The sequence below is a fragment of the Pseudarcicella hirudinis genome, assembly GCF_900115665.1.
GTDB lineage: Bacteria > Bacteroidota > Bacteroidia > Cytophagales > Spirosomataceae > Pseudarcicella > Pseudarcicella hirudinis.
The window spans coordinates 100,270-114,925 of the sequence record NZ_FOXH01000019.1; the positions used below are offsets into that span (position 1 = coordinate 100,270).

The 14,656-nt window shown below is 36.4% G+C and carries 14 protein-coding genes; 8 read left to right on the plus strand and 6 right to left on the minus strand.

Annotated elements, in window-relative coordinates; genetic code table 11:
* Positions 1–33: 33 nt before the first annotated feature.
* Complete coding sequence (locus tag BM179_RS23185; RefSeq protein ID WP_092019558.1) at positions 34–2,247, plus strand: TonB-dependent receptor; 2,214 nt, start codon at positions 34–36, stop codon at positions 2,245–2,247.
* 132 nt (positions 2,248–2,379) lie between these two features.
* The gene (locus tag BM179_RS23190; protein ID WP_143095304.1) at positions 2,380–3,018 is read left to right on the plus strand and encodes a hypothetical protein; all 639 of its coding nucleotides are present in this window, start codon (positions 2,380–2,382) and stop codon (positions 3,016–3,018) included.
* An 85-nt stretch (positions 3,019–3,103) separates the two neighbouring features.
* On the opposite strand, the gene BM179_RS23195 is transcribed toward BM179_RS23190, so the two are convergent.
* A complete protein-coding gene (locus tag BM179_RS23195; protein ID WP_092019560.1) occupies positions 3,104–3,655 on the minus strand; it encodes a GNAT family N-acetyltransferase in 552 nt (183 codons plus the stop codon).
* A 275-nt stretch (positions 3,656–3,930) separates the two neighbouring features.
* Between BM179_RS23195 and BM179_RS23200 the strand changes: the two genes are divergently transcribed.
* The 4 genes from BM179_RS23200 (at position 3,931) to BM179_RS23215 (ending at position 6,840) form a co-directional block, all read left to right on the plus strand.
* On the plus strand, positions 3,931–4,533 hold the full coding sequence (locus tag BM179_RS23200; protein WP_092019561.1) for a hypothetical protein: 603 nt from the start codon (positions 3,931–3,933) through the stop codon (positions 4,531–4,533).
* Between the two features lie 51 nt (positions 4,534–4,584).
* Complete coding sequence (locus tag BM179_RS23205; RefSeq protein ID WP_092019562.1) at positions 4,585–4,884, plus strand: winged helix-turn-helix domain-containing protein; 300 nt, start codon at positions 4,585–4,587, stop codon at positions 4,882–4,884.
* A gap of 82 nt (positions 4,885–4,966) precedes the next feature.
* A complete protein-coding gene (locus BM179_RS23210) occupies positions 4,967–6,457 on the plus strand; it encodes a DUF4153 domain-containing protein (RefSeq protein ID WP_092019563.1) in 1,491 nt (496 codons plus the stop codon).
* Positions 6,454–6,840 carry a hypothetical protein gene (locus BM179_RS23215; RefSeq protein ID WP_092019564.1) on the plus strand — a complete coding sequence of 129 codons (387 nt, stop codon included), beginning with the start codon at positions 6,454–6,456 and terminating at the stop codon, positions 6,838–6,840. Before BM179_RS23210 ends, BM179_RS23215 begins: the two co-directional genes overlap by 4 nt.
* A 113-nt stretch (positions 6,841–6,953) precedes the next feature.
* Here BM179_RS23215 and BM179_RS23220 read toward each other — a convergent pair whose 3' ends face one another.
* From BM179_RS23220 to BM179_RS23245, 5 genes are all read right to left on the minus strand, one after another.
* Positions 6,954–7,340, minus strand: coding sequence for a hypothetical protein (locus BM179_RS23220; RefSeq protein WP_092019565.1), 387 nt, complete (start codon positions 7,338–7,340; stop codon positions 6,954–6,956).
* A 471-nt stretch (positions 7,341–7,811) separates the two neighbouring features.
* Positions 7,812–8,405, minus strand: a complete 594-nt coding sequence (locus tag BM179_RS23230) for a hypothetical protein (RefSeq protein ID WP_092019567.1) — start codon at positions 8,403–8,405, stop codon at positions 7,812–7,814.
* Between the two features lie 144 nt (positions 8,406–8,549).
* The gene (locus tag BM179_RS25635) at positions 8,550–8,939 is read right to left on the minus strand and encodes a hypothetical protein (protein ID WP_092019568.1); all 390 of its coding nucleotides are present in this window, start codon (positions 8,937–8,939) and stop codon (positions 8,550–8,552) included.
* A gap of 2 nt (positions 8,940–8,941) precedes the next feature.
* A complete protein-coding gene (locus tag BM179_RS23240; RefSeq protein WP_092019569.1) occupies positions 8,942–10,417 on the minus strand; it encodes a hypothetical protein in 1,476 nt (491 codons plus the stop codon).
* 97 nt (positions 10,418–10,514) lie between these two features.
* On the minus strand, positions 10,515–11,081 hold the full coding sequence (locus BM179_RS23245) for a Crp/Fnr family transcriptional regulator (RefSeq protein WP_092019570.1): 567 nt from the start codon (positions 11,079–11,081) through the stop codon (positions 10,515–10,517).
* A gap of 1,158 nt (positions 11,082–12,239) precedes the next feature.
* Here BM179_RS23245 and BM179_RS23250 point away from each other — a divergent pair.
* Positions 12,240–13,322 (plus strand): fatty acid desaturase, encoded by a 1,083-nt coding sequence (locus BM179_RS23250; RefSeq protein WP_092019571.1) that lies wholly within the window; start codon positions 12,240–12,242, stop codon positions 13,320–13,322.
* Positions 13,323–13,839: 517 nt separating this feature from the next.
* On the plus strand, positions 13,840–14,656 hold an 817-nt coding region (locus tag BM179_RS23255; RefSeq protein ID WP_143095305.1), incomplete at its 3' end, for a hypothetical protein.

The window sequence follows — 14,656 nt, forward strand, 5'->3', positions numbered from 1 at the left end:
TTATGATTCAGACCTTTTAAAATATTACTTCTCATGAAAACTTTTATTATCATTTTAGTCTCTTACTTATTAATTATGGCACCCAGGTTGTTTGCACAGACTACCATAAAGGGAAAAGTGACTGATGCAAAAGGGCATGGATTGCCGGGAGCCAATGTCTTTCTGAAAGGAGCATATGATGGTGCTACCGCTGATGCAGAAGGTAATTTTAAATTCCAGACCTCCGAAAAAGATACAGCGACGCTTGCCTGCACTTTTGTGGGATTTGAGGCATTTTCCAAAAAAATAACCCTCAGCCAGCAAACCATTGAGGTTTCTATCAAGCTCAGGGAAGCTGTGAATGAATTGAATATGGTCACTATTACAGCCGGAGCATTTGAAGCTTCAGATGAGAGAAAAACTACACCGATTAAACCCCTGGATGTGGTCACCACCGCAGGAGCAGCTGCGGATGTAACACAGGCAATGCAATTACTGACACCGGGTTCTCAGAGAAACGGTGAATCAACCGGAATGTTCGTCAGAGGAGGTTCCGCTCAGGAATCCAAGATCCTCATAGACGGACTTACTGTGCAGAATGCCTATAATACACCTTCTCCGGATGTTGCTTCCAGAAGCCGTTTTTCTCCTTTTCAGTTCAAAGGCATGGCATTTAGTACAGGAGGGTATTCAGCCCAGTACGGGCAGGCTCTCTCGGCTGTATTATTGATGAATACCATGGATCTTGCTACAGAATCAGGGCATTCAGTGAATGTTAACCTGGCGGGTGTTTCTTATGGATACACTCACCTGACTGATAAGCTTTCTTTCTCAAATAATGTTAATTATACCAATGTAACCCCTTTATTTAAGGTATATCCTCAGAATATTACCTGGACTCATATTCCGGAACAGTTTAACTATTCAAGCTCTTTTCACCTGAAACCTACTTCAGCATCCCTCTTTAAAGTTGATGCGGTTTATGCTACCAGCCAGACCGGAATGTTATTCAAAAACGTTGGAGATGAGTTAAATCTTACTGAATACGGAATCAGAAATAAAAATCTACTGGTAACAAGCACTTACCAGAATATCCTGGATAAAGAAGCGAACTGGACAATGAAAACCGGACTGTCATACTCCTATAATCTAGATAAAATCAATATCGGTAATCTTTATCTTGAAAAAACCGAACAGCGGTCGCAGGGCAGAGCGGTATTTACCAGAGCTTTGGGTACAAATTCTAATTTACTTTTTGGTACTGAATTTTCTTCAGCACAATATGACCTGGTGGTTGACCAGACTCAAATTAACAATGGTTCAAAAAACAAATATGGTCTTACCGACAATTTTTCCACGGTATTCTCAGAATCTGAGTTTTACGTAACCCCGCAGCTGGCAGCCAGAGTAGGACTAAGAGGAGAATATTCTTCCCTGTCTTCAGGTTTTAATGTTGCTCCCAGGTTCTCACTGGCCTATAAAACAGGTACTTACAGTCAGGTTTCTCTGGCCACCGGAAATTTCTACCAGACTCCTGATTATCAATATTTTTACTACGGAAATAAACCTACGTTTGAAAAATCGACCCATTATGTGCTAAACTACCAGTACATCAGAAATCAGAGAACTTTCAGAATAGAGGGGTATTATAAAAACTATGCTTCATTGGTCAGAGAAATGCCTGCTACCGAAGGGTATTTTGACGCAAATCCCAATAGATTTCCTGTCGGAAAGACTGATAATACAGGCTTTGGCTATGCACAGGGAATTGACGTTTTCTTTCGGGATAACAAAACTTTTAAAAACGGACAAGTATGGATTAATTACAGTTATCTGGATTCCAAAAGATTATATGCCAATTACTTAACTGAGGCCATGCCGACTTTTGCCTCCAATCATAACCTCAATGTGATTTATAAGCAATATATCTCTAAGCCTATGATGACTGCCTCTGTCACATATTCCTATACAAGCGGAAGACCTTATTTTAACCCGAATAATACAGTTTTTCTGGCTGACCGGACACCTGATTTACACAATGTCAGTGTAGGCGTCAATTACCTGACGCATGTGAAAGGCAATTTTCTGGTAATATATTTTCAGGCAGATAATGTTTTCGGATTTGACCGGGTTTATAACTACAGATATACGGAAGACGGAAAATCAAGATATACTGTTGGTCCGACGGCAAATAGAATGTTTATCATCGGAGCATTTATCTCCATTTCAAAGAAAAAACAATTACCGGAAGATATGCGGAAAGAATGACAGAAAAGTTCATAAAGGAAAAGAAGAGATTCATTCCTCCAAACAGGCTGTTCGTCTGAAATGCTTTCGAAAGCCTTATATAAAAACAGAAATTTGACTCAATTATTAAACAATTATAAATCACTCAACATTATGAAAAAGGTACTCTTTATTTTCTCATTATTAATTTCAGTTTTGGTAGCTAAAGCAAATCAGGATGAAAGATTTGTTAAAGCGATGGAAGCAACACTTTTGCAGTTTCGTGAGGCAAAAGACCTGAATGCTTTTCAGGAAATAGCTAATAAATTTGAAAGAATCGGTAATTCAGAGCCGAACGAATGGCTTCCTAATTATTACGGAGGGCTGGTTTATACGATAATGGCAGCAAGAGTTGAAGCCTCAGAAAGAGATAAATACCTTGATAAAGCCGATGTTTTCGTAGAAAAACTGGAAAAACAGATCTCTAACAATGATGAAGTTGAAGTATTAAAAGGTCAGGTTGCCTTAATGCGTATTTCGGTAGATGGCCAGTCGAGATGGATGAAGTATGGTCAGGTATTCGAAGGAGCCATTGCCAAAGCCAAATCTATTAATCCTGAAAACCCGCGAGCTTATTCACTGAAAGCCCAGAATTTATTTTATACTCCTGAGCAATTCGGAGGGGGATTAAAAAATGCCTGCCCGGAAATACAGAAATCTTTGGAGAAATTTGCCGGTTTCAAACCTGCTTCAAGTATCTCGCCAAACTGGGGTGAAGGAGAAATGAAAGCACTTGCCAAAAAATGCCAATAAGTTTCAAATCCTGTAATTTTCCGGGAAAACCTCTTTAAACCTGTGTGAAAATCCTTCGTCAATGAAATGGCGGAGGATTTTTCAGTTACTCTCTGACAGGCAATTTCCAGTGTTTCACCTGCATTTTCTCAATATGCTGAACTTCACCTATTCCAAATTCCCGGAATCCTGCTTTTTTTAATACATTTTGAGAAGGGAGATTGAAAAAAGGAGTATCTGCGATAATGGTTTTAAGGCTTGGTTCAAGGCTTGCCCAATTAATAAGACAATTCAGGGCTTCTGAAGCATAACCTTTCTCCCGGAAGTTTTTATCAATGAAATAGCCTATCATTGTTACCCCTTCCTGATCCGGTAAACCCGCTAGTCCGATCCCGCCGATTGACAGATTCTGATCTGCCAGTACGATTTCCCAATTGGTACACCAGAAAAAGGTATCAGGATTTTCCGAGGTCATGGGAAGCCAGAAATTTTCCAGCGCATCAATGGTTTCAGCCAGGAAAAAATCTTCTATAATCCAGTCGGAAGCTTTTAACCCCAGTTTTTCTTCCATAGCATTTCTGCCTGTCTCTTTCCAAAGGCTAAGTAGTTGATGGTCAAGTGGAATCAGCTTTAATCTTTCACTATATATTTCTATCATTTCTGTTTCTTAATTAATGAGAGAAACTCTGATATCTCTCCATATTCTGTTTCTCTGGCAAATGTAAGTAAATTTTAGTTCGGGTAAACGGCTGACACTTAAGATGAAAACAGTACAATAATTCCGGTTTTCTGAAATGACTTAAGAAACGAGAGGGCTATAGTCTTTAAGAAACAGTCAGGAAAAACAGTATAGTGAATTGAAAAAAAATAAAAAATCATTTGGAAAAACCTTTTTGATAATTTTACTTTGCAATACAAAGTAATTTGAAAAACATGAATCAGCATTTGCAGGACCTTACTGAGATTCGTTCTATGATGGAACGCTCCACCCGGTTTATTTCTCTTAGCGGATTGTCGGGGGTATTTGCGGGAACGTTTGCTTTGACAGGAGCATATTTTGCCTATGAGCGGATATTACAGGAAAGTACTGATGCTTTGCAGAATGATTCGTCTTTACTTAGATTTATAGCAACAGACGGGGCGATAGTTCTGATTCTTTCTCTTAGCTTTTCGGTATATTTCACACTCCGGAAGGCAAAAAAGAAAAGTCTGAAAGTATGGGATAATACCTCCAGAAGGTTATTATTCAATATGGCAATACCCCTGGTGGCAGGAGGATTATTTAGTCTGATTTTACTGAAACATGCTCCTCATCTGATTGATTCTGCCACACTTATCTTTTATGGATTAGCGCTGGTAAATGCCTCGAAATACACATATGATGAAGTTCGTTACCTGGGATATATTGAAATCATTCTGGGGCTGATTTGTGGGTTATTAGATGAATGGAGGCTTGGTTTGCTGTTCTGGGCTGTGGGGTTTGGCGTTTTACATATTATTTACGGGATATTGATGTACCGTAAATATGAATCTTAATCCGGAGATCTGATAATTGAATATTCTGATTGAATTATCAGATTGAGCACTATGCATACAATTATTTCAAACATAAATAAGTCATTTGAAAACCGGGTGAGGTTGGGCGTCATGTCAGTCCTGATTGTAAACGACTGGGTTGATTTCAATGAATTAAAGGAAACACTCAATGTGACAGATGGGAATCTGGCATCTCATATTACCGCACTTGAAAAGGAGAGATATATTCTGGTGCGTAAAGCATTTATCGGGAAAAAACCGAATACATCTTTTCAGGTTACCTCAGAAGGCAGGCAGGCCTTTCAGGAACATTTAAACGCTTTGGAAGCCTTGATTAAAGGTAAATTATAGTTTTTCAGCGGATTGATGTAATTCGTTTTTTTAATGTATTTTCACTTTGTAATTCAAAGTAATTTGTAAAATAAATAAATCTATGAGCCTTAAATTAATCTTTCTTGTGCTTGCTTCAGCGGCCTATTCTTATCTGTTTTATCATCAGACAGCGGGTATCAATTTTCTGATTTTTGTATCCATAATCATTGTTTTTATGGTCATTGCTCAACCAGAATACCTGAAGAATAAGATCTGGTGCGGGGCCGCAGCCGGAAGTATTTTGTCCGGAATGGCCATTGTATGGCAGCATTCATCATTAGCTGTATTTGCGAATATATGTTCTCTGATATTAGTAATGGGAATAGGGTATAAGTTCAGGACGTCGGTATATATGGGATTGATAAAAGGAGGAATCACCTGTGGGTTCTCATTTTTTCTGAAAATATTTGATAAGCTTATGAATACGGAGGAAGGCACGAAAGCTGCCAATCCGGCTAATTTCTCCGTCACAAGAATGCTGGCTTTTTATATTATTCCTCTGTGCGTAACCGTCGTATTTTACATGTTGTATGCTTCTGCCAATCCGGTATTTGAACACTTTTTTCATTTTCCCGATATTGAAATATCCGCAGAGTTCGTCTTGTTCAGTTTAGGAGGGATTATTCTGATTACAGGATTTTTCTTTCCTTTCGAATATCTTAAACTTAATGAATGGGATAGCCAACAACCGGATACTTTGCTCAGAATCAGGCAAAAAGTAAAACGCCATTTTATATTGGTTGCCATTAAAATTGAGAATAAAAAAGGGGTTATTTTACTGTCATTGCTTAATATACTCTTGCTTATCCTAAACATTGTTGATGGAACATTTATCTTTTCAGGACAGGAATTACCGAAAGGGGTAGATTATTCCCAATATGTTCACCAGGGAGTGAATACATTGATTGTCAGCATTTTACTTGCCATTTCTATCATTCTTTATTTTTTCAGGGGAAATCAGAACTTTTATCAGAGAAATCAATGGCTGGTACGACTTACCTGTTTATGGATTTTGCAGAACGGATTCCTGCTTGTCAGCATTATTTATAAAAACCAGCTTTATATTCATGAATTTGGTCTTACCTACAAACGTATTGGCGTATATGTGTACCTGCTTCTGACTTTAATCGGATTGATAACGACGAGTCTGAAAGTTCTTCAAAAGAAAACAAATTGGTATTTGTTAAGAAAAAATACCCGGGCAGGCTATTTTATACTGGTGCTAAGCAGTTTTGTTAACTGGGATGCTATCATTGCGAACTATAATATCTATTACGCCAGGAAGCTGGATGTAACGTATTTATTAAGTCTGAGCAATAACGTTCTGCCTGAATTAAACACTTTACTCTATGATTCCAAGGCTAAGCTCAATCCGTTCATTATTGATAATTCCAATATTAAAAGTAGTTATACGCCTCCTTATATATCACAAAGAGAATTTATTGTCAAACGCATAGAACAATTCAGAAATGACTATGAAAAGAAGCAATGGCAATCCTGGAATTATGCTGAGTCCGAAATTCTGAAACAATTAAATGCAAAGAAACTATGAGAATTACAGCGTTTTTCTGTGCACCGGCAGCCGGAATTCTTATACTATTCTCCGGTATCTTTTATTTCGACAAAGGAAGTAACAATGAGTATTTTTTCTCTGTGATTGCTGTCTGGTATTTGATTGCCTTAATGGTTCAATTGCTGGCAGAGCTGATAATGTTCTTACTGTCGAAATGGATCAGCACAAATGTAAAAGTGTATTATATATTGTCTTTGATACCCTGTTTTATATTAGGTATGCTGATTTCGTTGAGGAACGGAGATTTATCGATTGACAAATTTACAGGGTATTTCCTGTTAATTTTTACTTATACTTCTGTTAACGTGTTTTGTTATTACCATTTATATTTTAAGCAGCAAATTGCTGATGAAAAGGCCTGATAGTTCTACACCAGGCAATTTAATACCCTTCCCATATAAAATTCGAAGCCCGGATGACGTAAGCATCCGGGCTTTTGGGTTTTTAAGGAAAAGTCTGCTCAAATAAACACAGACTAATTTTTACAGGATGCTTTCTCTGGTAGCTCTTTATAAGGTAAGTGATAATGCTCTTCAGTTAGATATTCCCTCCAAAACCAGAATTTCAATACATTGATTTTGAAATTTCGATATAGAATAGTATCGTTTGGATTTTTCTTTTTATAAAGATTAAATTGCTTAATCAAATCCTTATATAATGCTGTTGTTGTTTCGCCTTTTAAATGTCCAGGACTAGTTTGGAATTTCCCATTACCGCTACTATAATTATAGCTATTATCATAAAAGAATTTAGTCTGAGTAAAAACCCCAATGATGAAGCTTACAATTGAGATATTGGATATGATTATTACTAAGATAATGGCAATTGCCCATTTGAGGATTTTTCTGTTTGCCCGAGTCATGATTAGTTACAATTTTCAGGAGAGTTTTTTTAATATCCAATAAAAAAGAACAAGTATAGCTGTAGAATATATAAGCAAAAATTCCATAGCATACCATCCTATTGTAAAAGACTTGCCATAGTCATTTTTGAAGAAAACAATAAAGTTCCGGATTAGCCAAACACCATAAACAATAAGCCCGAAGACAGACAATATATTTAAGTATGACTCAGAGTCGTCTATTCTATTCCGGTGAATGACGGCTATATATCCTAAGACAGAAAGTATTGAAATTGTGATGATTATATCCATCTCAAACTATTATTTTTCAAGATTATATTTCAGTGAAGAGAACATTTTGATCACCTGATTATAAATCTTCCTCAGGATCAGCTGGATTATAAGCAGTTCTCGAACAATAAAGAGATTGTTGACCCTAAGAAAGATTTACGTGTAATGATGATAAACCAAAGACATAGATCGTACACTCATTTAGTATAAGCGGGTAGGGGTGTCATCAATGATTACGGAGTTATCATAAAGTTTGTAGATCCGAACACTTGGTCCGCCAAACATAAATATTTCATTGGGCCTGAAATTTGTACCTTTTTTGGTAACACCATCTATTGTGAGATAAACATCCTCCCCCGGAAAAAGAAAAGGTTCTATGATTTTCTGAAATGCCCTTTTACTATCAGTCGAGTATTTCAGATTTAATGTATTTCTTATTTCATCCGAATAAAACAGTACAATTCTATTTTTCACCCAACTGTAAAATAATGGGAATCGGAGGTCATTGTTCAGATCATCGAAATTTAGAAAGTCTTTGATAATACGATAGCTTACCTGCGTTTTTAAGCCTTTGTATTCTTTATTGGAGATAAAAACTTCAATATAGCCCCTGACCTTAAAAGTGGTGTCAATAAAGGTTTGTGCCTGTATATATTTTTCTATCTGACTTTTCAACAAAGTATCCCCGATTTCGGTTTGCTGGATTTTCAGATAAGTATTATCCTGCGCATATATATGGCTACAGAAAGAAAAGGATAGTACAAAAAATAGGATATATCGGTTATTAATTAACATAATTGCACAATTAGAATATCAGATATCGCAACAATTAAGACGATGAACCAATTTAGGATTTTTCTTTTCATTTTTGAAAAACAAGGAAACAACGAGCCTGTTTCAAAATGTTAATAGTTCGTTTAGAAACAGACCCGTTATTTTCTAATTCGTTTTCATGGACTCTTCTTTAGGGAACTCTTTATAAGGTAAGTGATAATGCTCTTCAGTTAGATATTCCCTCCAAAACCAGAATTTCAATACATTGATTTTGAAATTTCGATATAGAATAGTATCATTAGGATTTACCTTTTTGTAAGCCTTGAATTGCATGATTAGGTCATTATACATGGTATTGAAGTCATCTCCCTTTAGATTTGAAGCACTAACATGAAATTTCCCTAAGCCACTTCTGTAATTGTAACCAGTTCCATAAAAGGACTTAGTCCCTGTAAAAACACCAATAAAAAAACTCACAATTGGAATATTAGATATCCCAATAACTAAGATGATGATTATGGTCCATTTGAGGATTTTTCTGTTTGACTTATTCATCGTTAATTACAATTTACATTTTGAGGTGATTTAAGATCATTTCCAATCGTAATTTTATCGCCATATTGGCCTGCATTTTCGCGTAAATCTTGCCCGAGATCTGCCGGATTATAACCTGTTCCTAAACGATAAAATGATCCTTGACCATAAGGAAGATTTATGTAAGGTGATAACATACCATAAGCAACTGTTGTGCAATTGTTGTTTACGATATGGTAATCCGGAGTACCTCCATTTTTAAGATTATATACAACATCCTTGAATTGACTTGCTGTTAAATCTGTTTTTAAGGAAACATCATAATTGCTATTACTATCATCTCCCCAAGCGCCGGCAATAAAGGTACCTGTTAATGCTGATAATTCACTTTCTACATAAAAACCTATAACCTGTCTGATTACAGCCCCGGACTGAGAATCATATCTTTCTAATCCAAAATAAGAATGACCAGGTTTTCTTTTAGGTAGTGACATATTTATAATTCCTCTTGATCCATTATTAGGTTGATCTACATACAAAGTCATACTGTATTTATATCTGCTGTCATCAGGGATAGTACCAAAACAATTTAATTTTTGTGATAAATTGGCAATAGGTTTATCTGGACCAACTAATTTATAATTTTCCATAAATTGCTGTTCCGCAGAAGAACCACCAGGAGTTCCCCCTCCGCCATTTCCCCCACCGCCTCCGCCGTTTGGATTATCATTAGTACAACTGGTGGTTGTGTAAGAATCAATCAATTCCCAATCTGTACAGCTGGCAATTTGGCCATGGTCTGTTACACAAACTCTTTGGTAAACATCAAAATATTCGATTTCACAATAAACCGCTAATCGTTTGTTCCTGGAATCTTTCTTTTTGCTAAGACCAGATATTGCTGAAACTTCTTTTCCGTCAACTAATTTCGATCCATTGATAAACTTCTCATCATAAGTTTGATTAAGAATAACTCCTGAAAATTTGCTTGCCTCTAAATTTCCAAAATTTACTTTTCTGAAATCGAATTTCTGCTTTTTCAAAAAGCTGGCATCAGGGATATAAGTTCTGAAAAATTGCTGGAAATTCTTGCCTTGATTTTTAGATAAGACTAATGTTGTTATTCCGGAAATGTCATCAGGTTTTGCTTTTAAAGAATTACTTTTATCCTGTATGAAAAAACCTCTGGAAGTACCCCCGAATCTGACAGGAACTTCTATTGTGGAGCCTATAACTAGAGCAGATTCCCAATCAGGATCTACAGATGGTAAGTTTGCATCGACTCTTCCGTTAGGTATTATTTTTTGATTTTTAGCTAAATTCGTATTAAAATAGACCTTAGCTTCTTCTATGGTAATACCAGCAGGTTGAATGACTTCTGTGGGTTCCTGTCTGCACGCATAAATAATAATGCTTGTCAAAATAGTGAAAAAGAGAGTTTTCCAGTTTAATCTTTTAACCGATGTAGTAATTCTTTTCAGGGTTGTAATTTTTTTCATGATTTGTAGTTTTAAAATATTTTCATACAAATCTCAAAAAGTGAAAATTTAAATCCTTTGATAATTATCAAAATCGGTATAGTGGATTGGAAATCAGCTACTTTTTCTTTCCTCTTATTCTGCTGAGATGCTCCTGTGTTATGCCAAGATAAGAAGCTATATAACCTAGGTTCACTCTGTTGAAAACATCAGGCATTAGTTTAATTAAGCGCTCATACCTTTCCTCTGCATTACAAAAAGCAAATAGCTTCATTCTCTCATCCAATAAAAGGTAATTGTGGGTAATCAATAACCTACCCAAACGCTCTACTACCGGGTACTGAGCAAAGACTGGTTCAATTTTATGATATTGCAAACTCCAGATTGCAGAATCTTCTAATAACTGAATGTTGTAATTGCTTGGTAAACCTGTAAATAAACTATCAATAGCGTTGGCAATGGCATTTTCATTGGTAAACCAAATTGTGACTTCTTTGCCGTTTTTGTAATAAAATACTCTTGCCAGACCTTTTTCTACAAAATGAAATTCCTTGCATATTTCACCATTGCGGAGAAGGTATGTTCCGGCAGAAAGATGTTTGCATACAGTTATTTCATTAATGGCTTTTTGAACGGGCTCATCTAATGGAACCAGCGTTTTCAGGAAATTGATAAAATAATTCATGATTTTAGTATAACGGGATTAAAGAGGATATTGGGGGTTTCCGGGAGATGGGATTTTTGGCGTAGACTCATAAAATCTCTTGAAAGCCTGGAAGCTTTATCAAACTTACAAAAAAAATATTCATTTATCCAAAACGGTTTTCGCAAAATAAAAGCCCGGATACGAATGTCCGGGCTTTTGGGTTTTTAAGGAAATGTCTGTAAAGCTGTGTGGCAATAACAGAAGGTATTACAACATACAAACAGCAGTTGTATCCATAAATACCTTAAGAAAAGTTTTTCATAAAAATGGCAAGAAGCGCTAAGAATGAGACGGTTGCAATAATTCTTAAAACAGATGGCAACCAATGCCTTTTCTGATTGCGGCTGCGCAAATAGCTGTTGTGGTAATAATCCGACATAGTTATTAATGGTTAAGTATGGGTGTGTGTTTATTTTATAAAATTATAGAAAAAAATATTATCCTATGTTAATATTTTTTAAAATTAAGTGTTTCCTACTAGTAAAATTTGAAGATTATAACATCTGATTATCAGATAGACCCTATTTGCAGTCTTTAAAACACATAATTATCTGATCAATAAGGATTTGTCGGTAGATATTGGTTTGGAATAAAGACGGATAAAGATGTCGCGGAAGCTCAGACTTTCAGGAGGTTCAAAATATATGATAACAAAAAAGTATGTATTCCCGTTTATAGAAGAGTATATAACTTTCTCTTATTAAAAAAAGTGTCTGTTTCTGAAAATCACAAAAAAGTTCCTCAATAATGTTATTTTTTTGTTAACAATTGTTGGTTTTCCTGATTTAGTACATTTTAAAGTAAAAAAAATGCTTACCTTCACTTTTGTTAACGCTTCAGACATTGTTGTTTTGTACTTCTAACTTCTTCTGATTCAGAATTAATTAGCAAATACGTTTCAAACTCGTTTCGATTGTCGATAAGATAACACTGATTATTCAACTTCTATTTTTTTAAAACAGTAACTAAAATTAAGTTGAAGTTCGCAGAGAGTTTGTTTATCCGGAATAGCTAATTGATCGAAATTACTAATCTGTCAGGCCTCTTATTTCATGAAATGCAGCTGAACTTCCCAAAGGGAGGAGTATCTGTTTTTGACTTGTTTCTTTATTTTCATGCATAACAATAAAATTTAATATGGCATTTTTAGATAATGTTTTACAGCCGCCTGCCTATGGCTGGTTAGATGAAGCAGGAAATTTTGTTAAACCAAGTCCGAAACAAATCTTTCATGAGTTTTTTTCAAGATTGAACGTTTTCAAATCAAAGAAAAACTGGCTTCCATTTTTTAGCTGGCTTAAAATTTTATGTCTCACACCTTTTTTCTTTCTCTTCCTTTTTAAGTTTCTGAGCATCGGAATGTTTGCTGTAGCCTTTTTATACAGCATGGTCATTATGGGAACACACGGAACCATCTGGCATCACCGTTATTGTACACACGGAGCATATCGTTTTAAAAATAGTTTCTGGAGATTTTTTACTCAAAATCTTACTATAAGCGTAATTCCTGAAGAAATTTATGTGATTTCTCATCATGTTCACCATGCGAAATCAGACCAACCCGGTGATCCGTATAATGCAGAAGGAGGGTTTTTATACTGTTTTCTGGCCGATGTTGTTCATCAGCCTATTGCAAAAGATTTAAGTGAAGCTGATTACAATCGTGTCAGATTGCTTATGAAACATACAGGAATCACTGGCAATACTTACAAACAATACCTGACGTGGGGTTCATATGCAAATCCTCTTCGTTCTACCGTTTCCTGGATTCTTAACTGGTCATTCTGGTATCTGGTGTTCTTTAGCCTCGGAGGGCATGCACTGGCTTGTACAATATTCGGTTCGGCAGGTTTCTGGGGTGTTGGTGTAAGAACTTTCAACTACGAAGGACACGGAAAAGGGAAAGATGTACAGCGTGAAGGGATAGATTATAATCAGAAAGATAAATCAATCAATCAGGTTTGGCCTGGTCTTGTAGCCAGTGAATGGCATAACAATCATCATTTGTTCCCGAAAAGTGCCAGAAGCGGATTTAAACCTTTTCAATTTGACATGGCTTTTGGTTATATCAAACTTCTTAATATAATCGGGGGTGTAAGTTCTTATAAAGATTCTAAAGCGCAATTTTACAAACAATATTATAAACCACATCTTGCAGAGAAACAGAAAAACGAACCTGCTCTTCAGCCTTCTGTGGCAATTTTAGAGGTAAATGCATAATATTAGTCCAGAAGATGTGACTATTAAGGAGAGTGCCCGAACGGCACTCTCTTTTTTTGTCAAAAAACGGGAAATCATCTATCTGAGGGAACACATTTATCAGATCAACGCAAAAACTTGCGGAGTTATAGATATCAGGCATATAATTGGATTAGCCTGATAAGGGGACAATCTGACTCACTTAACACTACGGAGGGAGTCCACCTAAGATTACCACACAATCGTTTGCGCAGTAATCCTGTTTATTCTTCAATTATCAGCATCTTCGTATTTTCTTACCATAAATCAAAAAATTCCTCATTTTATGATAAAAAACCCAATAAAATGAATCGTAGATTTGGGTATTTTAATTTTTAAACAGAAATTCACTTTTGATAATAATGACATTTTGTTCTATTACTATCTATAACACTCCACTTTTAATCATCCCCCTAATACTTTTCATGAGTCGGTTCTCCGGCTTTATTGCTTCAACACACCACTGTTTGATTTATTAATCTAAAATCAACTATAGTATATGTTGAAGTATTACCGATCCGTTCTCTCACCGATCAAAGTCTTTCTGATTCTACTTCTGATTATTTCTCCTTTCGGGGAAAGGGTGCTTTTGGCCCAGAGTAATTTCCCTGTCAGTTGCAGCCCCTATTTGTTGCCTCAGTATAGCCTCAACTGGAGTGCCTTAACCTCTTCCAATAATTTCCTGAAAGTTACCCTGGTACTCAAAGATGAAAAATATCAGAGTGGGATTGTTCCTGTGTTTTTACGTTTCAGGTTTGAACAGGCTGGTTCTGTGATTAGTACAAGACTTGACTATGTCCCGGCTATTCCCATCAATTTAAGTTTCGGTACTCCTCTAACCCTCTATGGCAGTGATTTGGTTAACTACTTTCAGGCTGGTAATTTAATAGCCCAGGGAGCAGTGGATGAAAGCCTGTTGCGTCAGGGCGGTCGTTTGCCTGATGGTCTGTGGACACTCAGTGTTACCGCCTATGAGTTTGATGCTTCCAGAGGACATCGACAAATCTCAGAAACAGGAATAGCCATGATGCAGGTCTTTTATGGTTATCCTCCCCAGATAACTTACCCTGCCGAAGGACAGGTATTACAGGAACAAGAGGTACAGAATCTGTTGTTTTCCTGGATGCCCCGTGGTACAGCCTCCCGTGGGGGGATTTCAGGGCTGATTTATACAGTAGAACTTTATGAGGTATCAGATGGGGAAGTACCCAATGCGGTAGTTCAGGGGAAAAGACCCATTTTCAGTACAACCACCAATACCAGCAATTATTTGTATGGTATTACCGACCCAGCCCTGATAGTGGGACGGAAGTATG

What these genes read in the sequence shown, in the direction of transcription:
- BM179_RS23195 (WP_092019560.1), bottom strand. Translation starts at nt 3,655, where the DNA reads ATGATAGAAATATATAGTGAAAGATTAAAGCTGATTCCACTTGACCAT.
- BM179_RS23250 (WP_092019571.1), top strand. Translation starts at nt 12,240, where the DNA reads ATGGCATTTTTAGATAATGTTTTACAGCCGCCTGCCTATGGCTGGTTA.
- BM179_RS23220 (WP_092019565.1), bottom strand. Translation starts at nt 7,340, where the DNA reads ATGACTCGGGCAAACAGAAAAATCCTCAAATGGGCAATTGCCATTATC.
- BM179_RS23240 (WP_092019569.1), bottom strand. Translation starts at nt 10,417, where the DNA reads ATGAAAAAAATTACAACCCTGAAAAGAATTACTACATCGGTTAAAAGA.
- BM179_RS23185 (WP_092019558.1), top strand. Translation starts at nt 34, where the DNA reads ATGAAAACTTTTATTATCATTTTAGTCTCTTACTTATTAATTATGGCA.
- BM179_RS23200 (WP_092019561.1), top strand. Translation starts at nt 3,931, where the DNA reads ATGAATCAGCATTTGCAGGACCTTACTGAGATTCGTTCTATGATGGAA.
- BM179_RS23210 (WP_092019563.1), top strand. Translation starts at nt 4,967, where the DNA reads ATGAGCCTTAAATTAATCTTTCTTGTGCTTGCTTCAGCGGCCTATTCT.
- BM179_RS23215 (WP_092019564.1), top strand. Translation starts at nt 6,454, where the DNA reads ATGAGAATTACAGCGTTTTTCTGTGCACCGGCAGCCGGAATTCTTATA.
- BM179_RS25635 (WP_092019568.1), bottom strand. Translation starts at nt 8,939, where the DNA reads ATGAATAAGTCAAACAGAAAAATCCTCAAATGGACCATAATCATCATC.
- BM179_RS23230 (WP_092019567.1), bottom strand. Translation starts at nt 8,405, where the DNA reads ATGTTAATTAATAACCGATATATCCTATTTTTTGTACTATCCTTTTCT.
- BM179_RS23205 (WP_092019562.1), top strand. Translation starts at nt 4,585, where the DNA reads ATGCATACAATTATTTCAAACATAAATAAGTCATTTGAAAACCGGGTG.
- BM179_RS23190 (WP_143095304.1), top strand. Translation starts at nt 2,380, where the DNA reads ATGAAAAAGGTACTCTTTATTTTCTCATTATTAATTTCAGTTTTGGTA.
- BM179_RS23245 (WP_092019570.1), bottom strand. Translation starts at nt 11,081, where the DNA reads ATGAATTATTTTATCAATTTCCTGAAAACGCTGGTTCCATTAGATGAG.